Source organism: Paenibacillus sp. J31R34, from assembly GCF_059383715.1.
Map to the genome: position 1 here is coordinate 44,352 of NZ_JBXENU010000015.1, position 18,297 is coordinate 62,648.

Annotated in this window: 16 protein-coding genes; 4 read left to right on the forward strand and 12 right to left on the reverse strand. The window is 50.3% G+C overall.

Going from position 1 to position 18,297, the window contains the following annotated elements:
• Positions 1–72 precede the first annotated feature (72 nt).
• On the forward strand, positions 73–435 hold the full coding sequence (locus AC50YG_RS28865) for a winged helix-turn-helix transcriptional regulator (protein WP_494832041.1): 363 nt from the start codon (positions 73–75) through the stop codon (positions 433–435).
• Positions 436–633: 198 nt separating this feature from the next.
• Here AC50YG_RS28865 and AC50YG_RS28870 read toward each other — a convergent pair whose 3' ends face one another.
• The 5 genes from AC50YG_RS28870 to AC50YG_RS28890 all read right to left on the reverse strand — a co-directional run bounded on the left by AC50YG_RS28870 (position 634) and on the right by AC50YG_RS28890 (position 7,323).
• Positions 634–2,331, reverse strand: a complete 1,698-nt coding sequence (locus tag AC50YG_RS28870; RefSeq protein WP_494832043.1) for a glycerol-3-phosphate dehydrogenase/oxidase — start codon at positions 2,329–2,331, stop codon at positions 634–636.
• Positions 2,332–2,589: 258 nt separating this feature from the next.
• Positions 2,590–3,597: a LacI family DNA-binding transcriptional regulator gene (locus AC50YG_RS28875; RefSeq protein WP_341279510.1), complete on the reverse strand. Its 1,008-nt coding sequence runs from the start codon at positions 3,595–3,597 to the stop codon at positions 2,590–2,592.
• 273 nt (positions 3,598–3,870) lie between these two features.
• Entirely contained in the window at positions 3,871–4,695 is an 825-nt protein-coding gene (locus AC50YG_RS28880) for a carbohydrate ABC transporter permease (RefSeq protein WP_473759092.1), read from the reverse strand.
• Entirely contained in the window at positions 4,696–5,544 is an 849-nt protein-coding gene (locus AC50YG_RS28885; RefSeq protein WP_494832046.1) for a carbohydrate ABC transporter permease, read from the reverse strand.
• Positions 5,545–5,988: 444 nt separating this feature from the next.
• Positions 5,989–7,323 (reverse strand): ABC transporter substrate-binding protein, encoded by a 1,335-nt coding sequence (locus tag AC50YG_RS28890; protein ID WP_494832047.1) that lies wholly within the window; start codon positions 7,321–7,323, stop codon positions 5,989–5,991.
• A 311-nt stretch (positions 7,324–7,634) separates the two neighbouring features.
• On the opposite strand from AC50YG_RS28890, the gene AC50YG_RS28895 reads away from it, so the two are divergent.
• Positions 7,635–8,045: a VOC family protein gene (locus AC50YG_RS28895; RefSeq protein WP_494832049.1), complete on the forward strand. Its 411-nt coding sequence runs from the start codon at positions 7,635–7,637 to the stop codon at positions 8,043–8,045.
• 101 nt (positions 8,046–8,146) lie between these two features.
• Here AC50YG_RS28895 and AC50YG_RS28900 read toward each other — a convergent pair whose 3' ends face one another.
• From AC50YG_RS28900 to AC50YG_RS28925, 6 genes are all read right to left on the reverse strand, one after another.
• Complete coding sequence (locus AC50YG_RS28900) at positions 8,147–8,713, reverse strand: beta-class carbonic anhydrase (protein ID WP_473759100.1); 567 nt, start codon at positions 8,711–8,713, stop codon at positions 8,147–8,149.
• Positions 8,714–8,921: 208 nt separating this feature from the next.
• Positions 8,922–9,965 (reverse strand): zinc-binding alcohol dehydrogenase family protein, encoded by a 1,044-nt coding sequence (locus AC50YG_RS28905; protein WP_494832156.1) that lies wholly within the window; start codon positions 9,963–9,965, stop codon positions 8,922–8,924.
• Positions 9,965–10,930, reverse strand: coding sequence for an aldo/keto reductase (locus tag AC50YG_RS28910; protein ID WP_494832051.1), 966 nt, complete (start codon positions 10,928–10,930; stop codon positions 9,965–9,967). Before AC50YG_RS28910 ends, AC50YG_RS28905 begins: the two co-directional genes overlap by 1 nt.
• Positions 10,931–10,944: 14 nt before the next feature.
• Positions 10,945–12,459, reverse strand: coding sequence for a UxaA family hydrolase (locus AC50YG_RS28915; RefSeq protein ID WP_494832053.1), 1,515 nt, complete (start codon positions 12,457–12,459; stop codon positions 10,945–10,947).
• Positions 12,452–13,963 carry a tagaturonate reductase gene (locus AC50YG_RS28920; protein WP_494832055.1) on the reverse strand — a complete coding sequence of 504 codons (1,512 nt, stop codon included), beginning with the start codon at positions 13,961–13,963 and terminating at the stop codon, positions 12,452–12,454. The genes AC50YG_RS28915 and AC50YG_RS28920 overlap by 8 nt, the downstream gene beginning before the upstream one ends.
• Positions 13,960–14,790, reverse strand: coding sequence for an amidohydrolase family protein (locus AC50YG_RS28925; protein WP_494832057.1), 831 nt, complete (start codon positions 14,788–14,790; stop codon positions 13,960–13,962). The genes AC50YG_RS28920 and AC50YG_RS28925 overlap by 4 nt, the downstream gene beginning before the upstream one ends.
• Before the next feature lie 357 nt (positions 14,791–15,147).
• On the opposite strand from AC50YG_RS28925, the gene AC50YG_RS28930 reads away from it, so the two are divergent.
• Positions 15,148–16,029 carry a helix-turn-helix domain-containing protein gene (locus AC50YG_RS28930; RefSeq protein WP_473759108.1) on the forward strand — a complete coding sequence of 294 codons (882 nt, stop codon included), beginning with the start codon at positions 15,148–15,150 and terminating at the stop codon, positions 16,027–16,029.
• 268 nt (positions 16,030–16,297) lie between these two features.
• Entirely contained in the window at positions 16,298–17,653 is a 1,356-nt protein-coding gene (locus tag AC50YG_RS28935) for a dicarboxylate/amino acid:cation symporter (RefSeq protein WP_494832059.1), read from the forward strand.
• A 172-nt stretch (positions 17,654–17,825) separates the two neighbouring features.
• Here the strand turns inward: AC50YG_RS28935 and AC50YG_RS28940 are convergent, their stop codons facing one another.
• Entirely contained in the window at positions 17,826–18,275 is a 450-nt protein-coding gene (locus tag AC50YG_RS28940) for a MarR family winged helix-turn-helix transcriptional regulator (RefSeq protein ID WP_473759112.1), read from the reverse strand.
• Positions 18,276–18,297 lie beyond the last annotated feature (22 nt).

The following is an 18,297-nucleotide window of genomic DNA, read 5'->3' on the forward strand; positions in this document are numbered from 1 at the left end:
ATAGTACGTACTTTTCAGTACTGTAGGTACTAAAAAGTACCTATACATACCGATCAGCAAGGAGGAATACCCATGACGAAGAAGAAATACAATATTTCCGTAGAAGCAACGCTTGAGGTCATCGGAGGGAAATGGAAATGCGTCATCCTCTGCCATCTCACCCACGGCAAGAAGCGGACTAGCGAGCTAAAACGGCTCATGCCAGGCATTACGCAAAAAATGCTCACTCAGCAGCTCCGCGAGCTGGAGGACGATGGATTCGTGAACCGGATTACGTATAATCAGGTCCCGCCTAAAGTCGAATATGAGCTGACCGATTACGGACTCAGCCTTGATAGCATTCTCAGTGCCCTCTGCAACTGGGGCGAAGAGCATATTATCCGAATTTATGGTGACAAATATTCGATGTTAGAGGAAAGTGTTTTGAATAAATAAGCATGTATTCTTGTAGTAATGGAACAATCCTAATTTCAATAAAAAGGAATCAAAAAACAAGCCCCCTTTATACACGAATGGTGTATAAAGGAGGCTTGTTTAGTAGGCGGAAGCGGCTTGTGCCTACACTAGCTGTTGTCCGTTTTGCCGCTATATTACCGCTATTTCCCGTTCCTATTCCTATTCCTATTCCTATTCCTATTCCTGCTCCACAGGCGTCACTGCATAATGCAGCTCCTGCTCCAGCTCAGCAGCATAAGCTGCACTCGTATCTTCCGTCCAGCCAAACAGCGCTGCCATCTCGGCATGCACCGCTTCCTTCCACTGCAGGACGCGAGCGCGATCAAACAGCAGGTTGCCTGTACGGCGAATCCAGAAATCCGCCGGCTTCGTCGTCAGCTCATATTCCAGAGCATACATCAGCTCGATGCGCAGACTGAGCGAAAGCTCTTGGCCGCTAGCCGTTGGCTGGTCTTTGTATTGCGGGATAAGACCAAATACTTGATCCACATTGGTGCCAAAATGGCGGGCAAGCCGCTCTGCCTCTTCACGAGTGAGCCCAGCACGAACGCCTTCCTCCGTTTTCTTGGCAACGAAGGCCGGGAAATGGGAGGAGCCGCCGAAGTCGCCGCCTGACAGGGGCAGGTTTTTCGTTCCGCTTGGGCGAATGCCGCTGCGGCCTTCGGCTGTGAGCTGCGTGCTCACCGTGTTCACGACGCTTTCTGCCATTTTGCGGTAGCCCGTCAGCTTGCCGCCTGCAATCGAGATGAGCCCCGACCCGGCGACGAACACCTCATCCTTTCGGGAAATTTCCGAAGGGTCTTTGCCCTCTTGGTGAATGAGCGGACGGAGGCCAGCCCAGCTTGATTCCACATCGGAGGCTTTCAGCTTGATCGAAGGGAACATGAAATTTGCCGCCTGCAAAATATAGTCCAGATCCTGCCTCGTCATGCGTGGAAGCGCCTTATCTGCCTTGTAGTTCGTATCCGTTGTGCCAATATATGTTTTGCCATCGCGCGGAATCGCGAACACCATGCGTCCGTCCTGCGTATCAAAGTAGACCGCTTGATGCAGTGGGAAACGCGATTGGTCGAATACCAAATGCACGCCTTTAGTCAAATGCACCGTTTTGCCTTGCTTCGAGCCATCCTGTTCGCGCAGCGTATCGACCCATGGGCCTGTCGCATTGACAACCTTAACGGCACGCACCTTGTTCTCGGCTCCAGATAGCAGATCGCGCACATTAGCGCCAACAACTCTGCCATCCTCATAAATGAACGATTCAACCTTTACATAAGGGATCGAAAGAGCGCCCATGTCCACAGCCTTCTTCATCACTTCAATCGTCAGACGCGCATCATCGGTACGGTATTCCACATAATAGCCGCCACCCTTCATGCCTTGGCGCTTCAGCAGCGGCTCTCTGCTCATCGTTTCGTCTACGCTGAACATTTTCCGGCGCTCGCCGCGTTTGACGCCTGCCAGAAAATCATATACGCGGAGGCCGAGTGAGGTCGAGAATTTGCCGAAAGTTCCGCCTGTATAAAAAGGCAGCAGCATCCACTCTGGCGTCGTTACATGTGGTCCGTTCTCATATACAATCGCGCGCTCTTTGCCAACTTCCGCCACGACGCCGATTTCCAGCTGCTTCAAATAACGCAGACCGCCGTGAACGAGCTTCGTCGAACGGCTCGATGTGCCTGCAGCAAAGTCCTGCATATCCACAAGCGCTGTCTTGAGGCCGCGCGTCTGGGCATCCAGCGCAATGCCTGCTCCTGTAATGCCACCGCCAATAACGAGCAAATCAAAGGTTTCCTCACCTAAACTGCGGTAAAGCTGTTCCCTATTTAATGCGCTAAAAGCACCCTGTTTTGCCGTTCCTGTCTGTTTGCTCATCGTCTTCTCCACCTTTTCAGCTAGTTCTTGTCCAATATCCCAATTAAAAAAGGAAAACGAAAAAACCGCAAACACCTTAAGCTGCGCAACATCTAGCGCGATGCAAAAGGTTTCTGCGGTGTCTCCGTTTCTCCGACCGAATATTAACTTGTGCCCACATTATAGCATAACGGGGCCTGCTCGTAAACAGGCTGAAGAGGGGAAGCGCGATGGGAAGCCAAACCTTTCACGCAGCAAAGAGCCTTGTTCATCCTGTTATTATACTTCCGAGCAGCTATTCCTAATCGTCAAAGCCGTCGGAATCACGACCTTTTTCGGAATGGATCGCTTCGTGGTCAGACGTTCCGCGAGCAGCTCCACCGCCGTCTCGCCCATATATTCCATATGCACCTTGACCGTCGTCAGCGGCGGCTGGACAAATTCCGAAATCGGAATATCATTGAAACCCACTAGCGACACCGTACCTGGAACCTCAATTCCCGCCTCATGCAGCGCCCGCAATGCGCCTACGGCCATGGAATCATTTTCGATAAAAAAGGCTGACGGCAGCTCCCCGCTCTCAATTGCACGGGACATCTGAACATAGCCATCCTCCGAAAACAAATTTTCACCGGTAAATATATATTGGGGATGAAATATATTTTTACTTATCAAATAGTCACGCAGCGTCATTTCACGTTCATCCCGTACCCGCTTATTATTGACCATATTATGCCCGCCAATGTATCCGATTCGCTGATGGCCCAAATCTACAAGATAATCCAGCACTTCCGTAACTGATTTGCGCAAATCAATAATGACAGAATCAAAACGCTGATCATCTGGCGAAGAATCGACGAATACGATTTTGTCCATAGAAGCCGGGAACATATCAAGATCTTCCTTCTCGAAACGTCCAATCGCAATCATGCCGTCCAATTCGCCAACCCATTCGCTATAATACGAGCGCTCCTGACGGAACAGCTTGACGACCTTCATTTGACGCTGAAAGCATTCCCGCTCTACTCCAAGACGTACTGCCATATAATAAGGATCAAGCATCTCTTCCTGATCGGAATACCAGTTCACAATGCCGATCCGCGTTATTTCTTTCGCTGCTGCGCCATTACGCTCGCGCAGCGTTTTATAATTCAGCTCCTGTGCAATTTCGAATACCCGCTTGCGTGTATCGTCTCCAACCGATAGCGAGGGGTCATAATTCAATACCCTTGATACCGTCGCAATGGAGACGTTCGCCAGCTGCGCAATATCTTTAATTGTAGCCACTTCATCATACCCTTTCCTGCCTCAAGATCCAGTGAATGTACATCCGCTGCATCATCAGGCTTTACCGCCACCTAACTAACAGGGATCTATTACAATACTAGCATATGGACTCAGGTCATGTCCGCGAAAATGCTTAGGCTCAGCCATATGATTCATAATAAACCACAACTGGCGGTTCCCATGCTCCCGCGAATAAACTTCCACGCCCTGTCACTTTCAATATGCCAGATATCCTGTAAAGTTACAATGTCTTTGGGGATTTGCTCTAGCTGTCTATTCCTTGACGGAGCTTCCGAGCATCCCTTGAATGAAGTATTTTTGCAGCATTAAGAAAAAGAGAATGATCGGGAAGGTTGCGAGCGTCACACCTGCCATAACTTGACCATAATCAATACGCGACAAGCCGAACAGGCTCGATAGCGCGACAGGCATCGTATACATATCCTCAGAAGTTGCAGAAATGAGCGGCCAGAGGAAGTTGTTCCACTGGTACATGAACAAATAAATCGCCGTTGCCGCTAGCGCAGGCTTGGAAGACGGCAAAATGATTTTAGTGAAAAGTCCCCACTCGCTCACGCCGTCAATTCGTCCTGCTTCCATCATGGCGTTAGGTACAGCCATCATGTTCTGACGCATCAGAAAAATCGCAAATGGATAAGCAATGTTCGGCAAAATCAATGCTTTGTAGGTACCCAGCCAGCCCCAGGCCGCCATCATTTTGAATACCGGAATGACGATCGCATGGTAAGGAATCATCATCGACAGCAGAAATACGCCGAAAATGACCGCCTTGCCTTTAAAATTGAACTTTGCGAATACGTACCCCGCCATCGTTGAGACGATAAGCGCCAGCACCGTATAAATGACTGTAACAAACAAGGAGTTGAACATCACCCGGCCAATGCCGATGGATTCGTTCAAATTCCGGATATTTTCGAACAAGTGGTTTCCTGGCAGGAGAATCGGCGGTTTGGCGAAAATTTTGCCGCTCTCGTTCGTTCCTCCAATAATCGCCCAATAGAAAGGGAATAAGGAGATAAAGGAGCCAATAAGCAAAATCAAAGTTGTTATCGAGACGCGTACACGTTTGGCTACCATTTACTCATCCCCCGTTACTTTAAATTGAATGTAGCTGAGAATGCCGATCAAAATAACGATGACATACGCAAGCGTTGAAGCATAACCGAAGTTGAAATAACGGAAGCCCGTTTGGTACAAATACATGCCGATCGTAATCGTCGCATCACTTGGTCCGCCCTTGGTCAATGTATAAGGCTCCTCGAACAATTGCAGCGTACCAATCGTCGACAAAATCGCCGTGAACAAAATGATCGGCTTCAGCTGTGGAACCGTAATGTTGAAAAATTGGCGCACGCGGGTTGCACCGTCGATGCTTGCCGCTTCATATAGGGATTCCGATACGTTTTGCAAGCCTGCCAAATAAATGACCATATTGTAGCCCGTCCATCTCCAGGTCATGGCGATAATAAGCGATACCTTCGCCCACACGGGATGGGACAGCCATGGAATTGGATCGATGCCTAATGCTCCCAGCAGTTGATTCAAGATTCCGTCATTCATTAAAATAATCGAAAAAATAATCGATGCCGCAATGAGAGACGTTACAGCCGGCATGAAAAAGGCCACTCTGAACAGCGCCTTGAAGCGCTCAAGGGAGTTAAGCAGCGTCGCGAGCAGCAAGGACGTGAACAGCATGAGCGGCACTTGAATGATCAAAATAATAAACGTGTTTAACAACGCTTTGCCAAATATTTTATCGCTGAACAGCTTAGCGTAATTGTCGAGACCAGTAAATACGAGTTCTCCGCTTACGCTGGTCTGGAAGCTCAGCAATAGCGAATAAACGATTGGGTAACCCATAAATATCGCGAATAGCACGAGTGCCGGGGTAAGAAACAAATACGGAACAAACGCTTTTGTTCTCATACTCACCCTTCTTTCTATGTTAGTTTTTAAACCAATGGTGAAAATGAGTCTGCGCTGCGTGAAAAGCTTGGCCTCCGATCGCCATTACCCTTGAATTTCTTCGAATTCATTTCCCCCAAGGTGAAATTCAAGGGTAAAAGCGAACGCTATCGCTTCTCCAGCACAAGCTTTTCACTCCGCTCCGACTTTTCACCATCGTTTCGTTTTGTAGGCAGTTGAAAAACAGGGGATAACCTTCCTGTTTTTTAAATTTTCAAAATAAGGGAATAAGGGAATAAGGGCGTAAGAACGTAAAAACATAAGAGCTTAAGGGCATAAGAGAATAAGAGATCCAGGCGTAAGCGCTGAATCTCTTATCGGACTGCTATTTACTGCTTATTTAGTTCGTCATTTGCATGCTTCATTTAAACCAGATCATGCAGCCGGCTAAGCGCCGAGGCTGAATTAACCGCCGTTCACTTCGCGGCTTGTGCGGTCTTTCAGACGTGCCGCCGCTTCTTTCAAAGCATCAGCCGGAGCTTTGCCGTTGAATACGTCGGATTGTGCTTTTACCGATTCATCAAGGGCCACGGAATAATCTTTCGTGTAGTAAGGTGTTGGTACGGAATTCATTTCTTGTGCGAACAGCATCCAGATGTTTTGGTTGCTGAAAAACTCAACGCCCGTTGTGAAAATATCTTCGTTATATACGCTAGTCAGCGATGGGAACAAGCCGTATTTCTCCATAGCTACCTTTTGAACATCTGGTGTCAGTGAAAAATATTCCATGAAGCTGTAAGCTGCATCCACATTTTTGCTTGTGGAAGTCAGAGCCCAACTGCTGCCTCCAAGGTTAGCTGCGCGGTTGCCGCCTTTTTCAAAGGCCGGAACTTGGAATACGCCCCATTTGCCGCTCAAATCCTTCGCTTGATCAGATATTGTACCTGTATACCATGCGCCGAAAGCAATGGAAGCGATCGAACCGTCAACCGTTGCGGAAACGGTGCCATCCCAGCCGTTAACGTCTTTGATCAGGCCAGCATCATCAAATTGCTTTAATGTTTCCAACGCTTTCACATATTTCGGGTTGTTGAAGTCGATATTGCCGTCTTTGTCAAAATAGAAGGCGCCTTGCTCATTGAGCATAATACGAAGCGTTGCATCATCTTTGAATTTATCTACAGGGAACAGCTGTGCTCCTGTTTTTTCTTTAATTAGCTTGCCTGCTGCGAGATAGTCATCCCAAGTTTCAATCTTGGTAGCATCCACTCCCGCTTGCTCAAACAGATCCGTACGATAGAAGACGCCCGTTGGACCCGCATCAAAAGGGAAGGCATAGCTTGCGCCGTCTTTTTTCGTCAGCTCTTGTTTAAACGTCGGGAACTCGGAAAGCTTGGCATCAAAGCCTTTTTCCGAAAGGTTCACGAAGCCTTTAGGGAAAGCATCCAGATACCCTTGCAGCCTGTCGTCTTCCACGAGCACGATGTCAGGAAGGCCAGCACCGCCTGCTGCCAGGCCCGTGGACAACTTGTCATATACATCAAGGCGACCAATGTCTTGAACCTCAAGCTCAACATTCGGGTGATCCTTCTGATAAGAAGCAACCGCTTCATTTAAAGCGCCTACATTTACGTTCCAAGCCCAAGCCGTCAATTTCACTTTCTCTCCGCTGTTAGCGCTTTCAGGACTTGCATTTCCTGCTGTGCCTGCATTTCCTGTACCGCTGTTGTTGCCGCCGCATGCCGCAAGCACAACTGTCAACAGAAGCAAAGTGATCACTGATTTAAAAGATTTCTTCATGTGTAATTCCCCCTCATAAATAATGTGTCTGTATTTTTGTGCAAATAGATGAACGAAATGGATGCGGTTTGCACCCTTCCACTCTGAGGCAAGCTTTCTTTTTTTGAAACCGCTTGCATTACCTGAGTAAAATATTATTACGTTTTTTACTTAAAGTCAACTTAAAATTTTACTTGTTTTTATTGGTTATTTACCTCGTTTTCATATTTATCGCGCCCAAAACAAACAAATATAAAGATATTTTCGAAAAATAGGCTATACTGAACAGAGTACAAGCCTATACATTTCATAAATGGGAAGGATGCTGCACAATGGCGAAGCTCACGACTTATTTTTTCTCAGAGGATGCTAAAGCACAGGCTGATTTTTATATTCAGGCGCTTGGAGGGGAAATAATCTCCATGATGAAATTCGGGGATTTACCGGATACGCAAGAGGATGTAAAGGACAGAATTCTTCATTTGGAGATGAAGGCCGCCGGTGTTAGCTTCATGCTATGCGATGCCGTGAACCAGACGCTGACCCATGGAAGTGCCATTAATTTAAGCTTGGAATTCGAAGGCGAAGCGGAAGCACATGACGCATTCAATAAGCTGTCAGAGGGCGGAACGGTGAAAAAAGAGCTGAGTCCGGAATTTTGGGGCTCGCTGTTCGGACAGCTGGAAGATAAATTCGGCATCCAGTGGATGATTACGACTGCTGCGAAGACAAGCGCGGTTTAGCTCCTTAGCTCTACTTTAAGCACAAATTTAATGATAAAAAAAGCAAGCCCCTCTCACTTAATGAGAAAGGGGCTTGCTTTAATGTTATTTTTTCGGATAAATTATTTCTTCTTATATCCTTCATCCACCAAATCAAGACGTCCTGTCTCTGGATCGATAACGAAGCCATGCACAGGAATATGGGCAGGCATCAGCGGGTGGTTGCGAATAATGCCGATGCTGTCCATAACGCCTTCCTCCACCTTGTCGAATCCCTTCAAGAAACGGTCCATCTTAATGCCGGAGCTCTCCAGCGTCTCGATAACGACTTCTGAAATGCCGTTTTCCTTGAATTTATTGACCATGCCCTGCGTATCCAAATTGTTCATGCCACAGCCGTGATGCCCGATAACGAGCACTTCCTCTACACCCAGCTCATAGACAGCGACTAGTATACTGCGCATCGCACTGCCGAACGGCTGAGTCAAAATCGCACCTGCGTTTTTAATGATTTTGGCATCGCCATTGCGCAAATTCAGCGCTTGCGGCAGCAGCTCAACAAGACGGGTATCCATACACGTCAAAATCGCTACCTTTTTCGCCGGAAACTTGTCCGTCAAAAACTGTTCATAACGCTTTTCCTCAACAAATTTTTCATTATATGACAATAAATCATTTACAATACTCATTCTTCATCTCCCTCTCTGCTATTGCCAGATATACCTCGTCTATTATTTATAAGGCCTATTCATATAAAAAAGGAAGAGCCGCAGCTCTCCCTTCATTATCATTCCTGTACAGCTCACGCCATCTACGTAAGCTTAGCTCACACAGGATCAGAAAAGCTAAACTTACTTTAGCATAAGTCGCATTATCTGGGCAATAGCAAGAATTAGGTTACAGCTCAACCATCGCTTTAATGACTTTCGACTCCGGTTTCAGCCACTCGTCGAACACGCCAATCAAACCTTCAAAGGACGAACGATGCGTAATTAATCGGTCTACGTTAACACTGCCGCTGGCTACCGCTTCAATCACGATGTCAAAATCCTCACGGGTTGCATTACGGCTGCCCATCAGCGTCAGCTCACGTTTATGAAATTCTGGATCATGAAAGGCAATGTCCGCTTTCACTAGTCCAACATAGACCAGCTTGCCGCCATGCGCTGTCAGGCCGAAGGCATCCGTCATAGAGCGGGTATTGCCCGTTGCGTCAAAAACGACGGTTGGAAAGTCTCCCTCTGTCAGCTCGGCGATCCGCTCTTTCGGCTGCTGCAAAGCTTGAACCGTTTCATCAACATCAGCCCAATCCTTGCAAAAAGCAAGCCGCTCCTCATTAATATCCATCGCAATGACCCTTGCTCCCCTGTGCTTGGCAAACGCCATAACACCAAGCCCTATCGGCCCTGCTCCGATGACAAGCACGGTCTCGCCCGCTTCAAGGTCCGCACGGCGTACGGCATGAGCACCGATGCTAAGCGGCTCCAGCATGGCCGCCATATCCAGCGTTAAGCCATCCGTCTTGATCAGATGGGTGGCAGGAACTGCGATCAGCTCGCGCATGCCGCCATCCTTATGAACGCCCAGCACCTGCATGGCGGTGCAGCAATTTGTTTTGCCGCGCCTGCATGCGATGCAAGTACCGCAGTGCATATACGGAATGACACTAACTTGATCGCCTGGCTCAAGCCCAGTCACCTTTTCGCCAACTGCTTCTACAATTGCCGCCAGCTCATGGCCGAGAATGCGCGGATATTGGAAAAAAGGCTGGTTTCCTTTATACGCATGCATATCTGTCCCGCAAATGCCGATGCGGCGGATGCGAATAATGGCATCCCCTGGGCCAGCCGCTAGTGCCCCTTCACCGCCGCCGCCAAAAGCAGGCTGCTCCTGCTCCGTCAGCTTAAGACTGTCTGGCTGCTCACACACAATGGCTTTCATCATGTAGCGCTCCTTTGCCCAGCGCCGCCGCTGATGTGCTCATTATATTCCGGCAAGCCGCTGATCCAGCTTACATCTGCAACGGGTGCCAGCAATTGAAGCACTTCCTTAAGCAGCCGCTCATCCATAGGCTCCTCTATCCATGCCGCATTGCGGCGGATATTTTCCGGATTCGCTGTGCTAACCAGCGTCGTCGGAATTTGCTCATTCGCTACGGCAAACTGCATCGCCAGCTTCGCAATATCTGTCCCTTGCGCCGCACAATGCTCGGCAGCACGCAGACAGGCGGCCTTCAGCTCAGCGTTTGCAGGATGCCAGTCCGGCGTTCCTCTTGTGCCAAGCAGGCCCATCGACAATGGTGATGCGCTCACCAAACCGACATTGTGCTGCTCAATAAGCGGCAGCAGGCCCAGCAGCGACGTATCATTTAAGGAATAATGGCAATAGGATAAAATAACATCGACTTCCGTATGCGGCAGCCATTTTTCGAATAGCTGCAGAGGCAAGCCGGAAATGCCATAGTGACGGATTTTACCCTGCTCCTTGAGCTTTTGCAGCGCTGGAATTCCCTGTGCTGCATGCTCAGGCGAAACAAACTCAATATCGTGAAGGAACATAAAATCAACGTAATCCGTGTTAAGCCGCTGCAAGCTTTCTTCAAGGGAACTCATCATTCGGCTCTCAGAAAAATCAAAGCTGTCCACGCCATATCGGCCCGCTTTAGTAGAGAGCAGAAACTGGTCTCGCGGCAGCTCCTTAATCGCCTTGCCGAGCACCGTCTCCGCCTTCGTCATTCCGTAATAAGGCGAGACGTCGATATAGTTGATTCCTGCATCCAAGGCGCTATGAACGGTGCGAATCGCTTCTTCCTCATTCGTTTCCCTGAATACAGAACCGAGGGAAGACGCGCCGAAGCTGAGCACCGATACATCCAGTCCGGTTTTTCCTAGTTGTCGATATTTCATCCTTTTCCCTCCGATTACAAAATAACGCCGTCTTTGAAAATGGCAATTTCCTTAAAGCCATTGCGTTCATTATTCGTCTTCGCTTCGCCAGAAGCGAGCGCCAGCAATTGATCCCACAGCTCATCGGTCAGCTCGTTCATCGTCTTGCCTTCGAGCAGTTGTCCCGCGTTGAAATCGATCCAATTTTTTTTGCGACCTGCCAGCTCGCTGTTCGTCGCGATCTTCACCGTTGGCACCGGGCCGCCGAATGGCGTTCCCCGACCTGTCGTGAACAGCACGATATGTGCGCCACCAGCTGACAATGCCGTTACCGATACGAGATCATTACCCGGCGCTTCCAGCAAGTTCAGGCCAGTATGCGTAATCCGCTCGCCATAAGGAACAACGTCCTTCACCAGCGCGTGACCGCCTTTTTGCGTACAGCCGAGCGACTTCTCCTCCAAAGTACTGATGCCGCCAGCCTTATTGCCCGGCGAAGGATTCTCATAAATTTCCTGATCATGACGGATAAAATATTGCTTAAAATCATTAATCAAATGCACGATTTTCCCAAAAACCTGCTCATTGTCTGCGCGATTCATCAATATCGTTTCGGCGCCGAACATTTCCGGCACCTCGGTCAGAATCGCTGTGCCGCCCGCTTCAATTAAGCGATCCGAAACCGTTCCGACAAGCGGATTGGCGGTAATGCCGGACAAGCCGTCCGAGCCGCCGCATTTCAGCCCCAGCTTGAGCTTCGCAACCGGTACCGGCTCCCGCTTGAAGCGCTCTGCGAATTCGACGAGAGCGTCGATTTCCTCAAGCGCAGCCTCCAGCTCGTCTTCAACCTCCTGCGACTTAATAAACTTGACGCGCTCCGGATTGTAGTCGCCAATCGCCTGCTTAAACAGGTCGATCTGATTATTTTCACAGCCGAGACCCATTACGAGCACGCCTGCCGCATTCGGATGGTTCACAAGCGAAGCGAGCAGCTTCTGCGTGTGCTGAAGATCGTCGCCAAGCTGCGAGCAGCCAAACGGATGGGCAAAATGATAAACGCCATCGACGCGTCCCGCATACATCGCATCAGCCCGCCGTGCTACGATTTCACAGGTTTTGTTAATGCAGCCGACCGTATTAATAATCCAAATTTCGTTGCGGATGCCGACCTCGCCGCCATCCCGCACATACCCTTGAAACGTCTGGTTGGCACGATTCGCCGAGCTCGCAGCTGGCGCTGCCGATTCCTCGCGGCCCTTGGCCGGGTCATACGAATATTCCAGAAAGCCTTTCAGCCCGGTTCCAATATTATGGGTATGCACCCAGCTGCCTGCCGGAATATCCAACTTGGCGATGCCGATGGAATAGCCAAACTTGAGCACATGCGCGTCCTGTGGAATTGGCGTCGAAGCAATTTTATGCCCTTTGGGCACATCCTCGAGCAGCTCCAGCTCCCTGCCGTTTTCAAGCGTCAGCTTATCCCCTTGGGAAAGCGGCGTAAGCGCAATAACGACCTGATCCTTCTCATTAAGCCGAACCCAGTTATTCATGCTGACCACGCTCCAGTTCCTCTAATTGCAAAGCTACCGCTTCCACCAAGCCCGGTACTGCCTGCAAGTCGCGTCCCCATAGCTCACTTAAGGCCAGCAGCCGCTCTGCTTGCGCTTGTGCCGAGCCTTCTGCTGCTGCGCCTTGACCCGTTCCTTCCGAAGCCCACGCCGCTGTAAGCGCCGCTAATGCTCCAGCATCGTCGCGTACGGTATACACATTGCCGAGCAAATCTGTACCTGTATATGCGCCTGCTCCATCGCTCTCTACTTTATAGTAGCGCAGCAATCCGGCAAAAGCGCGCACCAGCCGTGCTGGCACTGGCTGGCCGCGATCTGCGTAATCCAGCAGCGATGGCAGCAGCCTAACCTTGAACTTGCTGATGCTGTTCATCGCAATATCAGCAAGCCGGTGGCGAATGAACGGATTGAGAAAGCGCTCATAGACCGCAGCGGCATAATCTTTCAGCTCTTCCTCGGGCAGTGGCAGTGCCGGAATAATCTCTTTCTCTACGGCTTCACGAACGTAGGGGCCAAACTCCGCATGCTCCATTACCTCGCGTACCTGCTCCAGCCCATGGACGAGCGCAAGCGGCGTCATCAGCGTATGGGCACCATTCAGTATCCGCACCTTCCGCAGCTGAAATGGCTTCAAATCCTCCACAAAATGTACATTCAGCCCTGCGCTGCGCAGTGGCAGCTGCTTATCCAGCTCCGGCTCCGCCTCAATCGCCCAAAAATGGTACGGCTCCGCTGTCGTCAGCATCGGGTCCTCATAGCCCCACTCCGCGAACCATTGCTGTGCCTGCTCCTCATCAGGGTAGCCGGTCACGATTCGGTCTACAAGCGAGTTCAGGAAGCGGTTATCCTGCTCTACCCATTCATTGAACGCCTGCGGGAAGCCCCAATCCTCGCTATAGCGCAGCACACAAGCCTTCAGCTCGTCGCCATTGCGTTCCAGCAGCTCGCAAGGCAGGCAGATCAACCCGCTGGCCGCAGCGCCTTCGAAAGCGAGAAAACGGCGATACAGCAAATAAGCAAGCTTGCCCGGGTAAGACTGAATCGGTTGGCCTTCCAGCAGCGGCTCCGGCCTGTAGGCAAGTCCCGCCTCTGTCGTGTTGGAGACGACGAAACGCAAATCCTTGCTTTCCGCAAGCTTCACTAGCGACTCCCATTCCGAATAGGGATCAAATGCCTTTGCAAAAACGGTGACCACTTCCTTGCGCTCAACAGCAGCACCATTTTCCAATCCGCGAATGACCAGCGTATAAAGGCCGTCCTGCTTGGCCAAAGCGTCAATTTTCGGCTTGCCGCCTGGACGCGGCTGCGTCACCGCGACTCCGCCGTCGAACAGCCCCTGCTTATGGCATTCCTGAAGCATCCAATCCGCAAAGCCGCGCAAAAAGTTGCCTTCGCCGATTTGCAGCACCGTTATTTTGCCTGCTTGAACCGCCTCATAGCGTTCATGGTCTTCCTGTCCCAAAAGCGTCTTATTTAACTGGCTCATAGTTTATAAAACTCCTTTGCATTTAGTCCAAACAGCTTGCTTCGCTCCGCATCTCCCCACGAGGCTGGCAGCGCCTGCTCCAGCACATCCACAACCTCATCATAGCCCGCCGCCAGCAGACACACCGGCCAATCACTGCCAAACATGACTCGGTCAGGTCCGAAAGCCTCCAGCACATGGCGAATATACGCGATAAAATGCTCCGGCCGCCAGCTGTCGTGGCTCGCCTCTGTGACCATTCCCGATAGCTTGCAATACAGCTTCGGATAACGCGCCAGCTCCGTCAGCTGGCTGCGCCAAGGGTCAAGCTCGCCCGCAGCGATCCGCGGCTTCGCCAAATGATCAATAACACCGCGCAAATTCGGCACCTGCTTCATAACCTGAACGAGCGAATCAAGCTGATGCGAGGTGAGGAGCAGATCAATAGGCGTATCCCGCTGCTCATACTCCTTCAGCGCCTCAACGAACGTCTGCTGTAAAATCACACCCGCATCCTGCAGCTCTTGAATCATCACGCGGAACCCCACGAACCGCTGATGACGTTCAAATCGTGCAAAGTGGCTTAAATGCTCGGGATCGAACAAATCGAGAAAGCCGACAACCCCGGCAATCGACTCCGTGCGGTCGCTTAAGGCGAGTAAATAATCGGTCTCTGCCAGCGTTGGAGCGGCTTGGACCGAAATTGTATGGCTAATGCCATGCCGATTCAGGCTCGGCTGCAAATGCTCCGGCCCATAATCGCGGTAAAGCACGGGAACCTCTGCTGTAATCCAGCCGTAATCGCCCCGCTCAATTGCCCAATAATGCTGATGCGCATCAATCCTCATCGTTGCTGCCTCCTATAAAACGATATTTTCACACAAGGTGAAACGGCTTTCGCCGTCCTTTGGCGGCGCAGCGCGTTTCAGTCCGAGAAATATAGAGAAAGGATGGCGAAATCATATCCTTTCTCTATATTTTAAAACGAACGTGTAATTGTTAACGTTTTCAAAGCAGCAGCCGCTCTAATGCCGAAACCTGCGCCCACTGCTGTTTATCCCTTTGCTCTTATTATAAATGCCAATAATGATATTAAAAATAACGTATTCCTGCATATTTGTACTGTATTTTGATTTTTGCTATGCTGGACTATAGAAACATAACGCGCTTGGCCTAGACTGGCGCAAGGAGGAGTCGTTTCGCTTATGAAGCCGTTTCGCAAGCCGTTCGAGGTTGGCAGCTCTTTCCCTTTCGATTTCGTCTACCGTGACCGCAAGCATTGGCAGACGGAGCTGCCTGATCATCTGCATGACTGGTATGAGCTCGTCTACATTTATGAGGGCAAGGGCACTTTTTTTATCGACCAAACCTTTTACGATATGAAGCCTGGCGATTTATTCATTATCCCGGGCAATACGATACATCGCTCGTTTCCCGACAAGGAGGAGCCGGTGACGTCGACGGCGATTTTCTTCAGCACCTTATTCGTCCAAACCGCGTCGTTCGGGGACAGCTTCTCTTATTTGCGCTGCTTCGACCATGCCAAAAAGCATAAACGCTACAAATTTGAGCCGACTATGCAGGAGCAGCTTAAGCTGGAGCGGCTCATTGATGAGCTAGAGCTTGAGCTGCGTGATCAGCAGCCCGGCTATCGGCAGGCGATATTGCTGCAGCTGGAGCATATATTGCTGCTGATGAACCGCCGGATTATTGCGAGCAGCCGCGAATATGCCAAGGCGGATAGCCCGTTGATCGGCCCGCTATGGATGCGGAACATCCTTCACTATATCGATGAGCATCCCGAAAGCCCGCTCGGCTTGTCCGTATTGGCGCAAATGGCGGCGGTCACGCCGGCCCATTTTTCCCGCGTGTTCAAGCAGCTCACCGGCATGAATGTCACCGACTATGTGACGGCGAAGCGCATTATTCGCGCCAAGGAGCTGCTGCTGGCAAGCGACGAGAACGTTCGGCTCATTGCCGAAGCCTGCGGCTTTGAGAGCCTACCCCATTTTCACCGCATGTTTAAAAAAGTCACCGGACAAACGCCGGCCGCTTATAAAAAAGCGACGCCAGCCGATCAAGCGTAAACCCCATTATAAGAGGGAATCCGCAAGTAAGCGGTTTCCCTCTTTTTTCAAAATATAGGAAAGTGTATGTTTTTTCATCCTTTCTCTATATTTCTCGGAATGAAACGCGCCGCGCCGCCAGAAGTCGGCGAAAGCCGTTTCACCTTGCCAAATTTATAATTGACAGGGTGAAAGGTGAATGCTATATTACATTTCGTACTCTAATACTTAGTAAACAGGTAGGAATTATACATTATTCTTACTCGTCATAGCAGAAGGGATGTTGGCAATGGAGAACAATTTAGTATCCGCTTTTCAGAACAACTGGCTTACGCTGCTCATATCGGCAGTCATTCTCGCCGTGCTTTATTATTTGGCGAAGAAACGCGTAGGCTTCGGCACGAGGGTGCTGCTGGCGCTTGGCCTTGGACTTGTCGCCGGCATTATTTTCAATAAATTCGAGCTGCAATTTGAAGGGGTTGGCACCATCGGCTCCATCTATATTAGCTTGATTCGCATGATCGTTATTCCGCTCGTCTTTGTGCTCGTCGTGAACAGTATTATTTCCATCACCAATATCGCTTTCCTGAAAAAAATCGGCATCAAGACCGTGTCATGGTTTCTCGCTACTACGGGTGTCGCCGCTATTATCGGCCTGCTCGTCGCTGTAGCCCTGAATCCGGCCGGTACGTTTGAAGCCACTTCGCCTGAAGGCTTTGAGGCTAGAGAAGTGCCGAGCTTCTTCCAGGTTATTTTGGACCAGGTTCCTTCCAATCCGATTAATGAAGCCGCAACCGGCAAGGTGCTTCCGGTGCTAATCTTCGCCATCTTCATCGCTATTGCGATCGTCAAGGTTGGCGCGAAGAAGCCCGATGCCGTTCAGCCCGTTAAAGCGCTGTTCGCCTCGCTCACCGAGGTGCTGCATCAGGTCGTCAAATTCGTGCTTCGCTTCACGCCATATGGTGTTTATGCGCTAATCGCCGTGATGGCTGCCAGATATGGCCTTGAAACGCTGAAGCCGCTCGGCATGCTCATTATCGTCACCTACATTGCGTTGATTTTGCATTTCGTGCTCGTATTTGGCGGACTGATTTCCTTCGTCGCCAAGCTGAATCCACTGCGTTTTTTCAAGAAGGCGTATCCGACGATTGCCGTCGCATTCACGACGCGCAGCAGCTATGCCACTTTGCCAATCAATCTGGAGGTCATTACGAAGCGCCTCGGCGTATCTCCTAAAATTGCCAGCTTCGTCGCCCCGCTCGGCGCCACGATGAATTTTAACGGCTGTGGCGGTGTGTGGCCGGCAGTGGTCGCCGTATTCGTTTCGCATATTTATGGCATTCCGCTCGGCGTTACCGAATATATCCTAATTGTGCTTGTCAGCGTCATTTCGTCGATCGGCGTTGCTGGCGTGCCAGGCCCTGCATCCATCTCGACAACGGTCGTGCTCACTGCCGTTGGCCTGCCGCTGGAAGGACTTGCCCTTGTTGTCGCTGTCGAATCGCTTATTGATATGGGCCGCACAGCCGTCAATGCAACGGGAACGACGGTCACTTCCGTGCTCGTCGCCCAAGCCGAAGGCGAGCTGGATCGCGATGTGTTTAACAGCAACGATAATGATGAGCTTGAACTAAGCCCCGCTTAATGCGCCTATGAAAAATAGCCCCGCATGATCATGAAGCTTGCCTTCATAATCATGCGGGGCTATTGGCATTTACTCCAGCGATCGAAACTATCCGCTCAATGGTTTAAGCTATAAAATAACGGCAGAGGCATTCCCGGCATTAGACGGAAACAGCTCTGCCGTTATTCAAGCATCAGCTTAGCTGTTCTGCGCCAAGCCCGATTTTTTTGAGCAGCTGGATCAGCAGCTCTTTCTCCGAATCATCAATGAAGGACATGCTGCGTGAAATCATCTCCGCATGCTTGGGAAAAATTTCATTAAACAGCTGTGTGCCCGATTCGGTAAGCGCGGCATTGGAAGCCCTCCGATCGGTCGGGCTGGGATGCCGCTTGACGTACCCTTTTTTCTCCAGCTTGTCTACGACATAAGTGATGCTTCCGGTTGGAATGGAGAAGGTTTCGCTGATTTTCGTAATCGGCTGTGGCCCCTTGCTGTATAATAGCTCAAGAATAATGAATTGCTCCGGCTCAACGCCGTGGCTTGCGATGTCTTTTTTGACATTTCCAAATACAGCCATAGTAGCTTTGCTCCAAACACGGAACAGCCGCAAGTCCAGCTCGGTGCGCTCATCGGCTTGATACATATATACCCAACCTCCTTTCCCG